The sequence below is a fragment of the Bradyrhizobium sp. 23 genome, from assembly GCF_023073295.1.
Classification (GTDB): domain Bacteria; phylum Pseudomonadota; class Alphaproteobacteria; order Rhizobiales; family Xanthobacteraceae; genus Bradyrhizobium; species Bradyrhizobium canariense_D.
The window spans coordinates 304,146-322,220 of the sequence record NZ_JADPJF010000103.1 but is presented as its reverse complement, the minus strand read 5'-3'; the positions used below and the strand labels follow the sequence as shown (position 1 = coordinate 322,220).

Sequence of the window (18,075 nt, the reverse complement as noted above, 5' to 3'; positions counted from 1 at the left end):
CGTTCGGCGCTCCTTGCGCCACGGCATGATCAGTCGAACATGTTGCATTCTCCTTGAGGTTTCGACGCAGGCGCCGAAGCGGGGGTCGAACAGGAGCGGCAATGGCAATCGTCTTCATCACCGGCAGCACGGACGGTCTGGGCCGCGCAGCTGCCCAGTCTCTGCTCGAACAGGGCCACCAGGTCGTCCTGCACGCACGATCAGCGGAACGTGCGACCGCAATCTCCGAGCTTGAATCGCATTCCGCACGGGTCGTGATCGGCGATCTCAAGAGCGCCGCCCAGACGAGACACGTGGCAGATCAGGTCAACGCAATCGGACGAATGGACGCGGTCATCCACAACGCCGGGGTCTATACCGAGCGCAGCCGCGGCCCGACGCCCGAAGGCCACGCCACCACCCTGGCAATCAACACGCTCGCGCCCTATTTGCTCACCGCCCTGATGAAGCGCCCCGATCGGCTGGTGTATCTCAGCAGCGGACTACATCGCGGCGGAGAGGGATCGTTGAGCGATCTCGACTGGACGAGGCGAACCTGGGATCCGGCCAAGGCGTACGCGGAGAGCAAACTGCACATGGTCGCACTGGCCTTTGCCTTGGCGCGGCGTTGGCCGCAGGTGCTGAGCAACGCCGTCGATCCCGGCTGGGCGCGCACCAAAATGGGCGGTGCCGGAGCGCCGGTCGGCGTGGCCACCGGACAACGGACGCAGACCTGGCTCGCTGTGAGCGATGATCCCGCCGCCCTGGTCAGCGGTCGTTACTGGCATGACCTCCGGCAACAAGAGCCGGCGCACGAAGCAGTTGATCCCGATTTTCAGGAGCGGCTTCTGGACAGGCTGGGCGAGTTGACGGGAGTGATGCTTCCACCGGCGTAGAAGCAATTCGCCTGAAGCCCACATCTTCCCAAAGCGTCGGGAGGCCGATGCTGCCTCTCATGCGCACGGCATTGCCACGTGCTGCATGATGCCATCATGCCCCTGTTTTGCCCGACGAGTCAAACGAAATTCTGAAAATCAAAAGTTCAATCCGAACAAGCCCCTCGCTACTGTGCATGGGGTTGTTTTCGCGTTTTTTTGTTTTCGGTCCCGAAAAGCGCGGACCGGACCTGTCTCGCCGCGCTCGCGGCGGCCTAAAGCCGTCGCCTCAGCTGTCCACCTTCAACGCGGCGATGAAGGCTTCCTGCGGGATGTCGACCTTGCCGAACTGCCGCATCTTCTTCTTGCCTTCCTTCTGCTTCTCCAGAAGTTTGCGCTTACGCGTGATGTCGCCGCCGTAGCACTTTGCGGTGACGTCCTTGCGCAGCGCGCGCACCGTCTCTCGCGCGATCACCTTGCCGCCGATCGCCGCCTGGATCGGGATCTGGAACATGTGCGGCGGGATCAAATCCTTCATCTTCTCAACCATGGCGCGGCCGCGCCCCTCGGCGCGGGTGCGATGCACCAGCATCGAGAGTGCGTCGACCGGCTCGTTGTTGACCAGGATCTGCATCTTGACCAGATCGGCCGGCTTGTAGTCGGTGAGATGATAGTCGAACGAGGCGTAGCCCTTGGAGACCGACTTCAGGCGGTCGTAGAAGTCGAACACGACCTCGTTGAGCGGCAGATCGTATTTCACCATGGCGCGGGAGCCGACATAGGTCAGCTCCTTCTGCGAGCCGCGGCGGTCCTGGCACAGCTTCAGCACGCTGCCGAGATATTCGTCGGGGGTGAGGATCGTGGCCTCGATCCAGGGCTCCTGGATCTCCGCGATCTTGACCACATCAGGCATGTCGACGGGATTGTGAATCGAGATTTCCTGTCCGTCGGTCAGGCTCATCTTGTAGATCACGCTCGGCGCGGTCGCGATCAGGTTGAGATCGAATTCGCGCGACAGACGCTCCTGGATGATCTCCAGGTGCAACAGCCCGAGGAAGCCGCAGCGGAAGCCGAAGCCGAGTGCGGCCGAGGTCTCCATCTCGTAGGAGAAGCTGGCATCGTTGAGGCGCAGCTTGCCCATCGCCGCGCGCAAGGTCTCGAAGTCGTCGGCGTCGGCGGGGAACAGGCCGCAGAACACCACGGGAATGGCCGGCTTGAAGCCCGCCAGCATCTCGGTGACCGGCTTCTTGTCGTCGGTGATGGTATCGCCGACACGGGTGTCGGCCACTTCCTTGATCGCGGCGGTGATGAAGCCGATCTCGCCGGGGCCGAGCTCGTCGACCTGCGTCATCTTCGGGGTAAAGAAGCCGACGCGCTCGATGTCATAGGCCGCGCCCGTGCCCATCATGCGGACCCGGCTGCCCTTCTTCATGACGCCGTCGACGACGCGGATCAGCACCACCACGCCGAGATAGACGTCGTACCAGCTGTCGACGAGCAACGCCTTCAGCGTCGCTTCGCGATCACCCTTCGGCGGGGGCAGGCGGGTGACGATCGCTTCCAGCACATCGGGCACGCCGAGGCCGGTCTTGGCCGAGATCATCACGGACTCGGAGGCGTCGATGCCGATGACGTCCTCGATCTGCTGCTTGACCTTCTCCGGCTCTGCGGCGGGAAGGTCGACCTTGTTCAGGACCGGAACGATCTCATGCCCCGCATCGAGCGCGTGGTAGACGTTGGCGAGCGTCTGTGCCTCCACGCCCTGGCTGGCGTCGACCACCAGCAGGGAACCCTCGCAGGCCGCCAGCGACCGCGACACTTCGTAGGCGAAGTCGACATGGCCGGGCGTGTCCATCAGGTTGAAGATGTAATCCTTGCCGTCCTTGGCGCGGTAGGCGAGGCGCACTGTCTGCGCCTTGATGGTGATGCCGCGCTCGCGCTCGATATCCATGGAATCGAGCACCTGCTCCTTGCCCGCCATTTCCCGGTCGGTGAGGCCGCCGGTCATCTGGATCAGGCGGTCGGCCAGCGTCGATTTGCCATGGTCGATATGGGCGACGATGGAGAAATTGCGGATGTTGGAAATGGGGACGGTCGTCATGGGCGCGGGATACCACTCACACCCCCGTGCGGCAACCATATTGCTGTAATTTCAGGGCCTTTGTTCACGCCAAGCTGATTCCACGAAGGCCCGAAACGCGCTACGCAACGCCTGATGTCCAGGCCCATGACGACGACCTCGATCCCGTCTGCCCGAGCGCGCGCGAAGACCCGGGTGAGCTATGCCCGCTTTCGCGCCTGGCTGGTTGCCAGCGCGACCCGCCCCGAGGCGCGCCTCTGGCTGGTGATCCAGCTCGCCATCCTGCATGCGGTGCTCTGGACCTTCATCCTGATCAATCTCAAGGCAGCGCAGGACGTTCACATGGACGTCGCGGAAGCCTGGGGCTGGGGGCAGAAATTCCTCTGGGGCTATGGCAAGCACCCGCCGCTGTCGGGCTGGGTCGCCGGCCTCTGGTTCACAGTGTTCCCGCCGACGGACTGGGCGACCTATGCGCTGGCGATGGCGACCGTCGGCACCGGTATGGTGATCTGCTGGCTCATCGCGCTGCGCGTCGTGGATGCGCGGCGCGCGTTCCTGGTCGTGGTGATGGTCGCGCTCTACCCGATCTTCAATTTCAAGGGTTTCAAGTACAATCCCGACCTGCTCCAGCTCGTCACCTTGCCGCTCCTCGTGCTCGCTTATCTCAATGCGTTCGAGAAGCGGAGCTGGCAGTCCGGAGTGTTGCTCGGCCTTGCCGGCGCGCTGGCGCTGATGACCAAATACTGGGTGCTGACCATGATCGGCGCCATCGGGCTTGCCGCGCTGATCCATCCGGAGCGAATGAGATTCCTGTCGTCGCCGGCACCGTGGGTTGCGATCGCGACGATGGTGGTGGCGATGATCCCGCACATCGTGTGGCTGGCGGACGCGCATTTCGTGCCGCTGACCTATGCCGGCGATACCTACAGCCTCGAAGACAGCGGCCAGGTGCATCAGCTCGTGACCGGCTATGCCCTGCATAATGTCGCGCTGCTGGCATTGCCGGTGGCGCTGGCCGCGCTGGCGATGGCGCTGGTGCCACCTTGGTTCAGGCTGCTCCTGCGTGCGCCCTTGCGCATCGTCACGCGGGACTGGGCGCGCGGCGCGAATTCCAGCGTGAACCTTTCGCAGGCGCGCAACGTCTGGCTCATCCAGATCATCGTCGCGGTCGGCCCCGCGCTCGGCGCGCTGGCCTTCAGCATCTACATGAAGACCGATTGGGGCATCTCGCTGTTCTTCCTGGTGCCCTTGGCGCTGGTCGCGATCCCGGCGTTGCGGGTGCAGAGCGCTGCGCTGTTCAACATTGTCGCGATCTGGCTCGTGCTCAGCGTTGCCACGCTCATTGCCTCGCCCTGGATCGCCGCCCGCGAGATGGCGGCCAATGCCGGCAATACGGCGACTTACGGCGCGCGCTCGGATCTCGCGCGCGAGCTGACGCAGGCCTGGCACGCGCGCTTCGCCTCGCACTGGGCGGTCGTCGCCGGCACCATGGAATCGATCCAGCCGATGGTGTTCTACAGCCCGGATCATCCGGCCGCGTTCACGCCGCTCGAGGCCTGGGGGTCCGGATTGATTTCGCCCGATGACGTCAAGCGATACGGCTTCATCGGCGTGTTCGACCCGGCCGATGGTCGCCTGCCGGCGTTCGAAAAATGGGTGTCCGAAGTTGCGCCGAAGGCCGAGCGCATCGTAATGACGACGCGCCGTTTCACTCACGGCAAAGCCGGTCCGTCGATGAGCTGGAACATCTACATCGCGCCGCCGGGGAATTGATCGAAGCGAATCCGCCTAAATCCCTTCCTCGTTGAATTTGCTTTCAACGAGTTCGGTGATCGCCGCGAGCGCGGCCTCGGCATCATCGCCGGACGCGGCGACCGTGATGGTGGTGCCGGGACCGGCGGCGAGCATCATCAGGCCCATGATCGAGGTGCCGCCGACGGTTTCGCCGCCGCGCGTCACCCAGACCTGCGCGCTGAAACGCTCGACGGCCTGAACGAACTTGGCGGAGGCCCGCGCGTGCAGGCCGCGCTTGTTGATGATCAGGAGGTCCTTGGAGATCGCGCCCGCGGGCACGCCCGTCCCGGCTTGCGGCGCCTCGTCGCTCATTTGCCGGCGAGGACGCGGCTGGCGATGGTGACGTATTTGCGGCCGGCTTCCTGGGCCATCGCGATCGCGTCGGGGAGCGGACGCTCCTCGCGCACCTTGGCGAGCTTCACCAGCATGGGAAGGTTGATGCCCGCGAGCACTTCGACCTTCGGCCGGCTCATGCAGGATATTGCCAAATTGGACGGCGTGCCGCCGAACATGTCGGTGAGGATCGCGACGCCGTCGCCGGAATCGACGCGGTTAACCGCCTCGATAATGTCGCTTCGACAGAGATCGGAATCATCTTCGGCGCCGATCGTGATCGCTTCGATTTGCTTTTGTGGGCCCATGACATGTTCAAGCGCTGCCTTGAATTCGTCGGCAAGGCGCCCGTGGGTCACAAGTACTAGACCAATCATCGGAAAACTCCTCGCGGGCGCTTTTGGTGCACCGCACGAACGCGCCACTTTGACCATCCAGAGCCCCCGCGCAAGAGGGGATGTTGCGTATCTCCCTGAATCTAGACGGATGGATAAGGGGAGCTGCGCCGGTCTATTCGGTCGCGAGTGTGGGGTTCATATGGTTACCATTTCCCTTCAAACAATCGCCTGAAGGGTTAACGGGAGATGAACTCTTGGTAGTGGTCAAGGCCGCGACAACCAGAGGAAGGGGCAAATAGTCGCGGCCGACTGGGATTCGTGGTATTTCGACACCTAAAATGGCTGTTTTCAGGGATTGGGCCGGCGGCAGCCGCTCCGCATCCGCGGCGTCCAGATCGACCACGAGGCCGACGGTCGCATGCTCCACAAAGTCGCAGCGGCGGATTCCCAGCCCCCGGATCTCGATCAGGCCGGCCAGAACCGGGGCGGGGCGGACCTCAATTTCGCGGCCGACTGTCGCCAGATGGACACGGTCATCACCGACCAGAACGGCCGTTTCGAGCACGCCGCTGCGTCCTGCCATGATCAAATCGAAGGCAAGGCGCGACTTGCCGGAGCCCGAGGGCCCGCGGATCAGCACCGCCAGATCTCCAACCTTGACCGCCGAGGCGTGAACGCTGGGCCCACCGTCGCTCATAGCGCCGGCAGCCTCACCACGAAACGCGCGCCGACAACACTGGGCGCGCCGTCCTCGTCCGCCGGGCCGAGGCGGTTCTCCGCCCAGATGCGTCCGCCATGTGCGTCGACGATCTGCTTGGAGATCGACAGGCCAAGGCCGGAGTTCTGGCCAAAGCCCTGATGAGGGCGGTCGGTGTAGAAGCGCTCGAAGATGCGCTCCAGCGCGTCGTCGCGGATTCCGGGGCCGTCGTCGTCGACCACGATCTCGATCTCTCCGCGTACGCGGCGGCAGGTGAGGCGCACCTTGTTGCCGGGCTCGGAGAAGGACTGTGCGTTCGAGAGCAGGTTGGAGACCACTTGTCCGAGTCGCGAATCGTGGCCGGTCACGGCGAAATTGTCGGTCGGGCTGCGGCCCTCGAAACGCATTTCGACCGCGACGTCATGGCCGAGCTTGGTTTCATTGGCGACGGAGACGAGCGTCGTCAGCAGGCGGCGCAGGTCGACCGGAATCGCATCCTGGCGCTGCAGTTCTGCATCGAGACGGCTGGCGTCGGAGATGTCCGAGATCAGCCGGTCGAGCCGCTTGACGTCATGCTCGATCACCTCGAGCAGGCGCGCGCGGCTGTTCTCGTTGCGCGCCAGCGGCAACGTCTCGACCGCGGAGCGCAACGAGGTCAACGGGTTCTTCAATTCGTGCGCGACGTCGGCGGCGAACATCTCGATCGCTTCGATGCGGCTGTAGAGTGCACTGGTCATGTCGCGCAGCGCACCGGAGAGATGGCCGATCTCGTCGCGACGACGGGTGAAGTCGGGAATTTCGACGCGGGTCCTGATCCGGCGGCGGATCAGCTCGGCGCTATCGGCGAGCCGGCGGACCGGACCTGCGATCGTGCTGGCGAGCAGCAGCGACAGCATGATCATGACCGCGGCGGCGACGCCGCCCACTTTGAGGATGGCGAGGCGCTCGGCGGTGACCATCTGGTCGATGTCGTCGCCCTGCGTCGACAGCATCAGCGCGCCATGGATGGCGCGCGAGCGCAGCACGGGGACCGCGACAGAGACGATCACCTCGCCGCGCGCATTGACCCGCACCATCGAGCGCTTCTGGCCCTGGAGCGCGTCGCCGACCTCCGCATAGCCATTGCCGTTCTCGGGGCCGAGCTCGCGATAGAGCGGCAGGTCGCCGCGATTGAGCCAAGTACGGACCGCGACCATGCCGCGTTCGACCATGCCAGGCTTCTCGGCGGACACTGACGGCAGGGGGAAGCGCACCACGGTATCGAGGCTGCGGCTATCGACCAGCAGGCTGCCGTTCGGGTCGTAGATGCGGGCGCGCGTCTTGGTCGGCGAGATCAGCGTGCGCAGCACCGGTGCCACGCGCTCCGGATTGATCGGAAAATCCAGCGGGGAATACTCGTCCGAGCCGCCATAGGTCTCGCCCGGCTTGAGGTCGAGCAACCGGTCGGGGTCGATGGTGATGGCGTTGGTCTGCACCGTCGCGGACGCCGCGATCGCGCCGGCGATGATCTCCGCCTGCACCAGCAGGCTCTGCGCGCGCGCGTCGATCAGGCCGGCGCGGAATTGCGACAGATAGAGGATGCTCGCCACCAGCGCGACCAGGCCGGCGAGGTTGAGCGAGACGATGCGGCGGGTCAGGCTCGAGAAGGACAGCGCGAAGAAGAACTGCCCGGCGCGCTTCAACCAGTTCAGTGGACGCCAGCCCCGCACGGCCAGCTTGTCCTCAGCCAATTGATCCGGAGCGCCGTGGGCGGTGACGTCCTCGGCGTTCTGGTTCTCGTCAGGCTGCGTTCGGTCAAGCAATGCTCACGCCCGCGTTAGGACAGCTCGTGCGAAGGTCCCCGCATCCTAGAGCCATCCCGGTCCCGATGGAATCAGAACCGGCGATGCTCTCGGTCTTTCGTGGAGGCGCGTGCGCCTCAGGCTTCCTTGAAGCGGTAGCCGACGCCGTAGAGCGTCTCGATCATCTCGAACTCGTTGTCGACCACCTTGAACTTCTTGCGCAGCCGCTTGATGTGGCTGTCGATGGTGCGGTCGTCGACATAGACCTGGTCGTCATAGGCGGCGTCCATCAGCGCGTTGCGGCTCTTCACCACGCCGGGCCGGGTCGCGAGCGCCTGCAGGATCAGGAATTCGGTGACGGTCAGCGTCACCGGCTCGTTTTTCCAGGTGCAGGTGTGCCGTTCAGGATCCATGCGCAGCAGGCCGCGGTCGAGCGCCTTGGCGTCGTTCTCCTTCGGCGTGACGGTCGGGTCCTTCGGCGCCGAACGGCGCAGCACCGCCTTGACGCGCTCGACCAGCAGGCGCTGCGAGAACGGTTTGCGGATGAAGTCGTCGGCGCCCATCTTGAGGCCGAACAGCTCGTCGATCTCTTCGTCCTTCGAGGTCAGGAAGATCACCGGCAGGTCGGATTTCTGCCGCAGCCGGCGCAACGTCTCCATGCCGTCCATGCGCGGCATCTTGATGTCGAGGATGGCAAGATCGGGCTGGGTGGTGCGGAAACCGTCGAGCGCTGAGGCGCCGTCGGTATAGGTCATGATGCGATAGCCTTCGGCCTCCAGCGCGATCGAGACGGATGTGAGAATGTTGCGGTCGTCGTCGACCAAAGCGATTGTGGGCATGAGCCTCTGCTTTCTGCTTTCCGTTTGGGTCGTGGCTTGAAAACGGCGAGCAATCCACTGATGCGCCGCATACATGGGTGCCGATGTTGGCATTCGAACCTTGTCACCGAGCAATGCAAGCTAGGCTGAAGTGTGACCAAGTTCCACGAAACACGGCAGATTCGCCGCATCTCGACCCATAACCGGGCCCCGGTTTACCCGAAAAAAGGCCCTCCATGCAACCACCTGACCCGAGAAAGCCGATGCAACCGACCCCCGACTTCGACCCCGGAAAGCTCGCCAAATCGCTGCTGCGGCGGTCACGGCAGGGGGCCTTGGCGACATTGATGGCCGGCAGCGGCGATCCTTATTGTTCCCTGGTCAATCTGGCGAGCCATCCGGATGGCTCTCCGATCCTGCTGATCTCAGGATTGGCCGTGCACACCAGGAACATCCTGGCCGACAGCCGGGTGTCCTTGATGCTGGACGAGCGGGCGGCGGGCGATCCGCTGGAAGGTGCCCGGATCATGCTGTCCGGCCATGCCGAGCCGGCCGATGCCGACAAGGATCTGCTCCGGCGACGGTATCTCAATGCTCATCCCTCAGCGGGAGCCTTTGTTTCCTTTAAAGATTTCTCTTTCTTTCGGATCCGGCCTACGGGAACCCATCTGGTCGCCGGCTTCGGCCGGATCGTCGACCTCAAGCCGGAGCAATTCCTGACCGACCTCACGGGGGCCGAGGACTTGCTGACGGCGGAGGAGGGCGCGGTGGAGCACATGAATGCCGACCACCGCGAGGCCATGGGCCTCTATGCAACAAAACTGCTCGGTGCTGCCGCGGGCGACTGGCGCTGCACCGGCTGCGACCCGGAGGGCCTCGACATGCAGGACGGCCAGACCGTCTTGCGGCTGGATTTTCCGGAGCGGGTGGCTGATGGCACGGCGCTGCGCAAGATGCTGGTTCGCCTCGCCGGCGAAGCGCGCACCAGGATGAACCAGAGCGCAACACATTGAACGCTGCTGCCCATCGCCGCGACCCAAGTTCGTTACCGGTCAGAAGGCGGCGGCGAGAGCGTCATGACAGAATGGAATAGACGGACGCTGGTTGCGGGTTTGACGCTCGCGATCACCGCATCGCTTGTCACGCCTAGCGTCGCCCAGAAAGGTCTCGCCGCGGAGAGCGCGCGGATCAACACCCTCATGAGCGCCGGCAGATATTCGGAAGCACTGCCTTTGGCGCAAGGTATGCTCGCGAACCTGGAGAAGAGCGACACAGGTCGCGAACTCGCCGCCGCGCTGAACAACCTCGGCCAGGTTCATGCCGGTCAGGGCCACGACGATCTGGCGGAGCCGCTCTACAAGCGCGCCATCATGCTGATGGAAAAGTCGCTCGGTCTCGAAACCCCGTTGATCGGAGCCGAACTGAGCAACCTCGCCGCGCTCTACCAGCGGCAGAGCCGCTACGCCGAGGCTGAGCCGCTGTTCAAGCGCGCGCTCGCCGTTCGCGAGAAGGGATTGTCGCGCGAGCATCCCGATGTCGGCCAGTCACTCAATAATCTCGCCACGCTCTATGTGAAGCAGCAGCACTATGCCGAAGCCGAGCCGCTGTTTCAGCGGGCGCTCGCGATCTACCAGAAGGCTGGCGGCTCCGAGCATCCGGCGGTGGCCACCGTCCTGAACAATCTCGGCCAGGTCTATCGCGATCTCAATCGCGATGCGGACGCGGAAGCGCCGATCAAGCGCTCGCTCGCGATCCGGGATAAGGTGCTGGGACCGGATCATCCCGACGTCGCCCGCTCGCTGAACAATCTCGCCGGCCTCTACGAGCACCAGCAGCGCTACGGTGACGCCGAGCCGCTCTATCGTCGCGCGCTGGTCATCCGCGAAAATGCACTCGGGCCCGATCATCCCGAGGTCATGACCTCGACCGGCAATCTGGCTTATTTCCTCTACGTGGCCGGGCGCGCCGCGGACGCATTGCCGTTCGCGGAAAGGACTCTTCGGGGCGATCGCGCCCAGTTGCGCATCGTCTTGCCGGTCCTGTTCGCCGCGCGCCAACAAGATCTGCTGTCCGGCGACAAGGCGCTCGACGAGGCCCTCGCCGCGATCCAGCGCGGCACGCAATCCTCCGCCGCATCCGCCGTGAACAAGCTCGCGGTTCGGCTTGCCGCCGGCAGCGACCGGCTCGCCGAGCTGGTGCGCCGGGATCAGGATCTCGCGGCTGAGTCAGAGGCACTCGACAAGGCGATCGTTGCCGCAGTGTCGAAGCAATCCGCGCAGCGCGATCTCGCAACCGAACAGCGCAGCCGCGCGCGGATTGCAATGATTGCCAACGAGCGTGCGGGCTTGCAGAAGACGCTCGCGGTCGAGTTTCCCGACTACGCGTCACTCTCCAATCCGCTGCCGTTGACGGCAAAGGACATCCGGCTGCTGCTGTCGGCCGACGAGGCGATGGTGCTCTATTCCGTCGTCGACAAGCAGAGCTGTGTCATCGCGATCACGCGCGAGGGCGTCGACTGGAAGGCCATCCCACTCGGCGCGGATGCGCTGACGCAGAAGGTGACGGCATTCCGCAAGGGACTCGACGTCGGCAAAGCGCGCGACGCCTCCGGCAAATCCGGATTGTTCGATCTGGCGCTCGCCAACGAGCTCCATGTCGCGCTGCTCGGTCCGGTCGAGGCGTTGACAAAGCACAAGCACAGCCTGCTGGTGGTGCCGTCGGCTGCGCTGACCGCATTGCCGTTTCATCTGCTCGTCACGGAGAAGCCGCAGGCTGCGATCCCGGACACGCTCGAAGGCTATCGCGGCGCCGCCTGGCTGCTGCGGCGCCAGGCCGTCTCGGTGCTGCCGTCGGTGGGCAGTCTGAAATCGCTGCGGGCCTTCGCGCGTCGGGATCAAAGCGTGAAGCCGATGACCGGCTTCGGCGATCCCGTGTTCAATCCTGCACTGGAAGGGCCCGCCGAGCGGCGCGCCGCGAACGGCAAGGTCGCCGCGCGCAGCATCGCGACCATCGCCTATAGTGATTTCTGGCGCGGTGCCGGCGTCGATCGCGCGCGGCTTGCGCAGGCGCTGCCGCAACTGCCCGACACCGCCGATGAGTTGAACGCGGTGGCCAGGGATGTCGGGGCTTCCGAGGCCGACATTCATCTCGGCCGCGACGCCAGCGAGACGACGCTCAAGCGTGCAGCGCTTGCTCAATACGGCATCATCTACTTTGCCACCCACGGCCTCGTTGCCGGCGACATCAAGGGACTGGGTGAGCCCTCGCTCGCGCTCTCCATTCCCGATCAGCCCACTGAACTCGACGACGGTCTACTCACCGCGAGTGAAGTCGCTCAGCTCAAGCTCAATGCGGATTGGGTTGTACTGTCGGCCTGCAACACCATCGCGGGCGACAAGCCCGGCGCCGAGGCCCTGTCGGGACTGGCGCGCTCGTTCTTCTACGCCGGTGCGCGCGCGCTCCTGGTCTCGCATTGGGCCGTGGATTCGGAAGCTGCCACCCGCCTGACCACGATGACTTTCGAGCTGCTCAAAAACGAACCACAAATCGGGCGTGCCGAAGCCTTGCGCCGCGCGATGTTAACCTACGTTGACGACACCTCGTCTCCGCGCAACGCCTATCCAGCGATGTGGGGGCCCTTCGCGCTCATCGGCGAAGGCGCGGTACGATAGGGCGGGCTGCGATTGTCCTTCAGCTGTCTTGGGCATTGTGCGTTGCAATAACCTCAGGAAACGCCGAAACGCACATTTGGTTGCGCGATCATTGTCGATTTTTTGATGCGCCTGCTCAGAGCTGACATGCGCGACGTTTGGCGCGGTCCTTGAATAAACCAAATCCTAAGGGATCAGCTTGGCAACGCCAGCGTTCATCAGTATTAGGTCGTTCCAACCGAGGCCGAACGGCCTGTAATCACGGTGACCGCGGCGGCGCCAAGCATGATCGCGCTGAGTGGGTTCTAGGAGGATTTTTCGTGCAAGAGACGGGCGTGCGCAACGGTGCCTTCGGCGCCGACAAATTCGGCTTAAAGAATCTCAAGCAGGTTCACTGGAACCTCGGTGCGCCGCAACTCTATCAATACGCGCTCTCCGCGGGCGAGGCGGTGCTGTCGGCCGATGGCGCGCTCTGCGCCGACACCGGCGAGTTCACCGGCCGCAGCCCCAAGGACAAATTCACGGTGCGTGACGCCACCACCGACAAGAAGATGTGGTGGGCCGGCAACCAGTCGATCACCGCAGAGCAGTTCGAGACGCTCTACCAGGACTTCCTCAAGCACGCCGAAGGCAAGTCGCTGTTCGCACAGGACCTCTATGGCGGCGCCGATCCGGCTTATCGCATCAAGACCCGCGTCTTCACCGAGCTCGCCTGGCACTCGCTGTTCATCCGCACGCTGCTGATCCGTCCCGAGGCGATCGAGCTCTCGGCGTTCGTGCCCGAGCTCACCATCATCGACATGCCGAGCTTCCGCGCCGATCCGAAGCGCCATGGCTGCAAGTCGGAGAATGTCGTCGCGATCGATTTCGCCCGCAAGATCGTGCTGATCGGCGGGTCTTACTATGCCGGCGAGATGAAGAAGTCGGTCTTCACCACGCTGAACTACTATCTGCCCGAGCGCGGCGTGATGCCGATGCATTGCTCGGCCAATGTCGGCGCCAAGGGCGATGCGGCGATCTTCTTCGGCCTGTCCGGCACCGGCAAGACCACGCTGTCAGCCGATCCGAACCGCACGCTGATCGGCGATGACGAGCACGGCTGGGGCCCGAACGGCGTCTTCAACTTCGAAGGCGGCTGCTACGCCAAGTGCATCAAGCTGTCGCAGGAAGCCGAGCCCGAGATCTATGCCGCCTCGACCCGCTTCGGCGCGGTGCTCGAGAACTGCGTGTTGGACGAAGACACCCGCGTGGTCGATTTCGACGACGGCTCCAAGACCGAGAATACGCGCTCGGCCTATCCGCTCGAGTTCATCCCGAACGCCTCGCGCACCGGCCGCGCACCGCAGCCGAAGAACGTGGTGATGCTCGCCGCCGACGCCTTCGGCGTGCTGCCGCCGATCGCCAAGCTCTCGCCGGCGCAGGCGATGTATCACTTCCTGTCGGGCTACACCGCCAAGGTCGCTGGCACCGAGCGCGGTCTCGGCAATGAGCCGCAGCCGGAATTCTCGACCTGCTTCGGCTCGCCCTTCCTGCCGCTCGACCCCTCCGTCTACGGCAACATGCTGCGCGACCTGATCGCCCAGCACAATGTCGACTGCTGGCTGGTCAACACGGGATGGACCGGCGGCAAGTACGGTACCGGCTCGCGCATGCCGATCAAGGTGACGCGCGCGCTGCTGACCGCGGCCCTCGACGGCTCGCTTCGCAACGTCGAATTCCGCACCGATAAATATTTCGGCTTCGCGGTCCCGACCGCGCTGCCGGGCGTGCCGAGCGAGATCCTCAACCCGGTCAACACCTGGAAGGACAAGGACGAGTTCGACAAGACCGCCCGCGCGCTGGTCGGCATGTTCCAGAAGAACTTTGCCAAGTTCGAAGCCCAGGTCGACGCCGAGGTCCGCGCCGCTGCACCGGACGTGAAGCTCGCGGCGGAGTAAGCTTGCGTCGTTTGAAATTCGAAAGGGCGGCCGCGAGGCCGCCCTTTTGCTTTTCAAGATGTCTCTCCACCGTCATTGCGAGCGCAGCGAAGCAATCCAGAATCCCTCCGCGGAAACAGTCTGGATTGATGGCGAACTCGCGGAAGCAGCTACGCCTTGAAATAGGCGATCTGCGTCGTGGTCGCGAGCAGTCTTCCGTTCGGCGACCACAGCTCGGCGTTCTGGTCGGCGTAGCTCTTGTGCATGATCTTTGAATCGGCCGTCGCCAGCACGCGCGTGATGTCCTCGGCGGCGAGCTCTTCGCTGTCAGTGTGGAAATACGTCGTCAGCGACACCGTGCCGAACGGAACCAGCTCGCGTCGCGCGTGGAAGATGCGGCCGAAGAAGGCGTCCGACATCGACATCAGCGACGGCATGTCGAGCTTGCGCGGTTCGCGATCACTGATCCAGAGCTTTGAGTAAGTGCTGGCGAGCTCGGGCTTGAGCGGGCCGATCCGCATCTCGCCCTCGACGAAGCGGAATTCGTACTGGTTGGCCCAGGACGCCGCGATCTTCGGGAACGGCATCGTCTCTTCGAACGGCTTTGCATCGGGATATTGCGCCACCCTGTGCTCCCAGGACGGCCGGCGTTCGGCGAACACGGCGGTGGCGAGCGTTGCGACCTCGCCGCCGCCTTGCGACAGTTCGACGCTCCAGTGCTGGCTGGAGCGATTAGCCTTCACCAGCCGCACGTCCAGATCGAACGGCCCCTTCGCGATCGGCGCGCAGTAATTCACGGTGAGCGCCAGCGGGTCGCCGGCACGTTCCGGATGCTCGATCAGCGCACGCAGGATAGTCGCGGCGGTGGCGCCGCCGAACGGGCCGACAAAGGCCCAGTAATCGTCGCTGGTGTGTCCCTGCCAGCTGGAGTCACCGGCGGTGACGCGGGTGGCGTCGTCGAAAGGGTGCGGGAGCTTGGCGTGCATTATTCGATCCGGCGTTCAATGACGGACGTCATATCACGTCCGCCGCCGGCTTGTGCAATTACCTCGTGAGTAACCGATTTCACGTCGCGGAAATTCAGCCCGCGACGTCGCGCAAGGTCGGCAGCAGCGGCGTGGTGGGGTTGACCGGCACGTTCCAGATCTCCTCGGCGTATTCGCGAATGGTGCGGTCGGAGGAGAACCACGCCATGCGCGCGACGTTGAGGATCGAGGCGCGGGTCCAGGCCGGCGCCACCTGCCAGCGCGCATCGACGCTGCGCTGCGCCTCGTAATAAGAATCGAAGTCGGCGCTGACCATGTAATGGTCGAGATAGCGCAGCGCATGCGCGATCGATTCGAAGCGGCCGGGATCGCCGGGCGAGAATTCGCCGGCGCCGATCGCATTGATGGCGCGCTGGAGCTTCGGCGAATTGCGGATCACGTCGGAGGCGTCCAGCCCCTGCTTGCGCCGGATCATGACATCGCCGGCTTCCATGCCGAAGATCGCGATGTTCTCCGCGCCGACATGGTCGCGGATCTCGATGTTGGCGCCGTCGAGCGTGCCGATCGTGAGGGCGCCATTGAGCGACAGCTTCATGTTGCCGGTGCCGGAGGCTTCCATGCCGGCCGTCGAGATCTGCTCGGAGAGGTCGGCCGCGGGAATGATCACCTCGGCGAGGCTGACATTGTAGTCGGGCAGGAAGACGACCTTGAGCTTGCCGCCGATCGCGGGGTCGTTGTTGACGACTTCCGCAACGTCGTTGATCAGCTTGATGATCAGCTTGGCGTAGCGGTAGCTCGCCGCCGCCTTGCCCGCAAAGATCTTCACCCGCGGCACCCAGTTGCCGTTGGGGTCGTCCTTGATCGCCTGGTACAGCGCGACCGTCTCGATGACATTGAGAAGCTGGCGCTTGTATTCGTGGATGCGCTTGATCTGCACGTCGAACAGCGCGTTCGGGTCGACCTTGATGCCGAGGCGCTCGCCGATCAGGCGCGCCAGCGCCGTCTTGTTGTGAAGCTTGACTGCGCGGAACCTCTTCTGGAATTCGACGTCGCTGGCGCGGGCCTCGATCAGGCTGAGCTGCGTCGGATCATCGAGCACGGCGTCGCCACAGGTCTCGCGCAACAGATCGGTCAGTTTCGGGTTCGCCAGCATCAGCCAGCGGCGGAAGGTGATGCCGTTGGTCTTGTTGGTGATGCGGCCGGGGTAGAGATGGTTGAGGTCGTGGAACACGGTCTCCCGCATCAGGTCCGAATGCATCGCCGAGACGCCGTTGATGCGGTGGGAGCCGACGAAGGCGAGCTGGCCCATGCGCACGCGCCGGCCGCTCCGCTCGTCGATCAGCGACACCGAGGCGCGGAAGTCGATGTCGCCGGGGGCGCGCGCCTCTGCGAGCGCGAGATGCTGCACGTTGATGCGGTAGATGATCTCGAGATGCCGCGGCAACAGCCGTTCGAACAGCTCGACCGGCCAGGTCTCCAGCGCCTCAGGCAGCAGCGTGTGGTTGGTGTAGGACAGCGTGGCGACCGTGATCTTCCAGGCCTCGTCCCAGCGGAAATTGTGGTCGTCGATCAGGATCCGCATCAGCTCGGTGACGGCCAGGCTCGGATGGGTGTCGTTGAGCTGCACCGCGACCTTGCTCGACAGGCTGCGAAGCTGGCCGTCCGACGCAAGGTGCCGCTTGATCAGGTCCTGCAGCGAAGCCGAGACGAAGAAATATTCCTGGCGCAGGCGCAGCTCGCGGCCCGCCGGGCTCTCGTCGTTCGGGTAGAGGAATTTACAGATCGCTTCCGCGCGCGACTGCTCGGCGCTGGCGCTGACATAGTCGCCGGTGTTGAAGGCATCGAGCTTCAACGGATCGGGCGAGCGTGCCGACCACAGCCGCAGCGCGTTGACGTGCTGGCCGCGCCAGCCGACGATCGGCGTGTCATAGGCCATCGCCTGCACGGTCTCGGACGGATGCCAGATCGCGCGATCGCGGCCCTTGTCTTCGACATGCTCGACACCGCCGCCGAAGCGAATGTCATAGATCACTTCGGGCCGCTGCAATTCCCAAGGGTTGCCGAAGCCGAGCCATTCGTCCGGATATTCCTGCTGCCAGCCCTGATTGATGATCTGACGGAACAGGCCGTAATCATAACGGATGCCGTAGCCGATCGCAGGGATCGACAGCGTCGCCATGCTTTCCATGAAGCAGGCGGCGAGACGGCCCAAGCCGCCATTGCCGAGCGCCGCGTCCGGCTCGCATTTGCGCAGCTCAGGCAAGGAAACGCCGAGATCGCCGAGCGCGACCTCGAAGATCTTCAATAGCCCCATATTGTTCAGCGCGTCGCTGAAGAGGCGGCCGATCAGGAATTCGAGCGAGAGATAATAGACCCGCTTGCGCCCCGCATCGTAGCTGTGCTTCTCGGCCGTGAGCCAGCGATGCACGATGCGATCGCGCAGCGCCAGCGCCGCGGCCTGGTACCAGTCGTGCTTGGTGGCCATGCCCGCATCCTTGCCGATGGCAAGGCGCAGCTTCGCCAGGATCGCGCCCTTGATCTCAGCCAGAGCGAGTTCGTCGATGGGCTGGTTGGGGGCGGAGAAATTGGGCTGGAACGATGAATCTTGCAAAGTCGTCACTTCCTGGTCGCGAGAACACTACTGACCCTACGCATCTTGCCTCTGTACGGAACCATTGCTGGTGCGACCGTGCACTGCGTTTGGCGTAAAATTATGCAAGGAACGGGCCGATTTGGGAACCCGGACGCATACGGGGAAACGTGGATTTGGTGCTAGAATGGCGGCCAATTCAGCCATCAGTGTGGAGGAGGCGCCCGATGAACTCTCT

13 protein-coding genes are annotated in these 18,075 nt (G+C 64.1%); 5 read left to right on the top strand and 8 right to left on the bottom strand.

Translation table 11 applies throughout. The features are described from left to right. Nucleotides 1-101 precede the first annotated feature (101 nt). Nucleotides 102-875, top strand: coding sequence for an SDR family NAD(P)-dependent oxidoreductase (locus IVB32_RS26565; RefSeq protein ID WP_018460062.1), 774 nt, complete (start codon nucleotides 102-104; stop codon nucleotides 873-875). A 268-nt stretch (nucleotides 876-1,143) separates the two neighbouring features. On the opposite strand, the gene lepA is transcribed toward IVB32_RS26565, so the two are convergent. After that, nucleotides 1,144-2,955 carry a translation elongation factor 4 gene (gene lepA / locus IVB32_RS26560; RefSeq protein ID WP_018460061.1) on the bottom strand — a complete coding sequence of 604 codons (1,812 nt, stop codon included), beginning with the start codon at nucleotides 2,953-2,955 and terminating at the stop codon, nucleotides 1,144-1,146. 126 nt (nucleotides 2,956-3,081) lie between these two features. Here lepA and IVB32_RS26555 point away from each other — a divergent pair, with 126 nt between their 5' ends. Beyond that, complete coding sequence (locus IVB32_RS26555) at nucleotides 3,082-4,707, top strand: glycosyltransferase family 39 protein (protein WP_026233935.1); 1,626 nt, start codon at nucleotides 3,082-3,084, stop codon at nucleotides 4,705-4,707. A gap of 15 nt (nucleotides 4,708-4,722) precedes the next feature. Here the strand turns inward: IVB32_RS26555 and IVB32_RS26550 are convergent, their stop codons facing one another. The 5 genes from IVB32_RS26550 to IVB32_RS26530 all read right to left on the bottom strand — a co-directional run bounded on the left by IVB32_RS26550 (nucleotide 4,723) and on the right by IVB32_RS26530 (nucleotide 8,716). After that, a complete protein-coding gene (locus IVB32_RS26550; protein ID WP_018460059.1) occupies nucleotides 4,723-5,040 on the bottom strand; it encodes an HPr family phosphocarrier protein in 318 nt (105 codons plus the stop codon). After that, nucleotides 5,037-5,438, bottom strand: coding sequence for a PTS sugar transporter subunit IIA (locus IVB32_RS26545; protein WP_007597752.1), 402 nt, complete (start codon nucleotides 5,436-5,438; stop codon nucleotides 5,037-5,039). Before IVB32_RS26545 ends, IVB32_RS26550 begins: the two co-directional genes overlap by 4 nt. Nucleotides 5,439-5,571: 133 nt before the next feature. Next, complete coding sequence (locus IVB32_RS26540) at nucleotides 5,572-6,096, bottom strand: HPr kinase/phosphatase C-terminal domain-containing protein (protein WP_018460057.1); 525 nt, start codon at nucleotides 6,094-6,096, stop codon at nucleotides 5,572-5,574. Then, the gene (locus tag IVB32_RS26535) at nucleotides 6,093-7,898 is read right to left on the bottom strand and encodes a sensor histidine kinase (protein WP_018460056.1); all 1,806 of its coding nucleotides are present in this window, start codon (nucleotides 7,896-7,898) and stop codon (nucleotides 6,093-6,095) included. The genes IVB32_RS26540 and IVB32_RS26535 overlap by 4 nt, the downstream gene beginning before the upstream one ends. Before the next feature lie 116 nt (nucleotides 7,899-8,014). After that, nucleotides 8,015-8,716 (bottom strand): response regulator transcription factor, encoded by a 702-nt coding sequence (locus IVB32_RS26530; protein WP_007597749.1) that lies wholly within the window; start codon nucleotides 8,714-8,716, stop codon nucleotides 8,015-8,017. Nucleotides 8,717-8,958: 242 nt separating this feature from the next. On the opposite strand from IVB32_RS26530, the gene IVB32_RS26525 reads away from it, so the two are divergent. From IVB32_RS26525 to IVB32_RS26515, 3 genes are all read left to right on the top strand, one after another. Further along, complete coding sequence (locus IVB32_RS26525; protein WP_026233934.1) at nucleotides 8,959-9,708, top strand: DUF2470 domain-containing protein; 750 nt, start codon at nucleotides 8,959-8,961, stop codon at nucleotides 9,706-9,708. Nucleotides 9,709-9,771: 63 nt separating this feature from the next. Beyond that, a complete protein-coding gene (locus tag IVB32_RS26520; RefSeq protein ID WP_247368752.1) occupies nucleotides 9,772-12,366 on the top strand; it encodes a CHAT domain-containing tetratricopeptide repeat protein in 2,595 nt (864 codons plus the stop codon). 299 nt (nucleotides 12,367-12,665) lie between these two features. Continuing rightward, on the top strand, nucleotides 12,666-14,282 hold the full coding sequence (locus IVB32_RS26515; RefSeq protein WP_018460052.1) for a phosphoenolpyruvate carboxykinase: 1,617 nt from the start codon (nucleotides 12,666-12,668) through the stop codon (nucleotides 14,280-14,282). 149 nt (nucleotides 14,283-14,431) lie between these two features. Here IVB32_RS26515 and IVB32_RS26510 read toward each other — a convergent pair whose 3' ends face one another. Both IVB32_RS26510 and IVB32_RS26505 read right to left on the bottom strand, forming a co-directional pair. After that, entirely contained in the window at nucleotides 14,432-15,247 is an 816-nt protein-coding gene (locus tag IVB32_RS26510; protein ID WP_018460051.1) for a thioesterase family protein, read from the bottom strand. 94 nt (nucleotides 15,248-15,341) lie between these two features. Next, on the bottom strand, nucleotides 15,342-17,858 hold the full coding sequence (locus IVB32_RS26505) for a glycogen/starch/alpha-glucan phosphorylase (protein WP_085384957.1): 2,517 nt from the start codon (nucleotides 17,856-17,858) through the stop codon (nucleotides 15,342-15,344). Nucleotides 17,859-18,075: the final 217 nt, after the last annotated feature.

Excerpts from the sequence above, each read along its gene's own strand:
- IVB32_RS26540 (WP_018460057.1), bottom strand. The coding sequence starts at position 6,096 with ATGAGCGACGGTGGGCCCAGCGTTCACGCCTCGGCGGTCAAGGTTGGA.
- lepA (WP_018460061.1), bottom strand. The coding sequence starts at position 2,955 with ATGACGACCGTCCCCATTTCCAACATCCGCAATTTCTCCATCGTCGCC.
- IVB32_RS26545 (WP_007597752.1), bottom strand. The coding sequence starts at position 5,438 with ATGATTGGTCTAGTACTTGTGACCCACGGGCGCCTTGCCGACGAATTC.
- IVB32_RS26555 (WP_026233935.1), top strand. The coding sequence starts at position 3,082 with ATGACGACGACCTCGATCCCGTCTGCCCGAGCGCGCGCGAAGACCCGG.
- IVB32_RS26565 (WP_018460062.1), top strand. The coding sequence starts at position 102 with ATGGCAATCGTCTTCATCACCGGCAGCACGGACGGTCTGGGCCGCGCA.
- IVB32_RS26530 (WP_007597749.1), bottom strand. The coding sequence starts at position 8,716 with ATGCCCACAATCGCTTTGGTCGACGACGACCGCAACATTCTCACATCC.
- IVB32_RS26525 (WP_026233934.1), top strand. The coding sequence starts at position 8,959 with ATGCAACCGACCCCCGACTTCGACCCCGGAAAGCTCGCCAAATCGCTG.
- IVB32_RS26550 (WP_018460059.1), bottom strand. The coding sequence starts at position 5,040 with ATGAGCGACGAGGCGCCGCAAGCCGGGACGGGCGTGCCCGCGGGCGCG.
- IVB32_RS26510 (WP_018460051.1), bottom strand. The coding sequence starts at position 15,247 with ATGCACGCCAAGCTCCCGCACCCTTTCGACGACGCCACCCGCGTCACC.
- IVB32_RS26520 (WP_247368752.1), top strand. The coding sequence starts at position 9,772 with ATGACAGAATGGAATAGACGGACGCTGGTTGCGGGTTTGACGCTCGCG.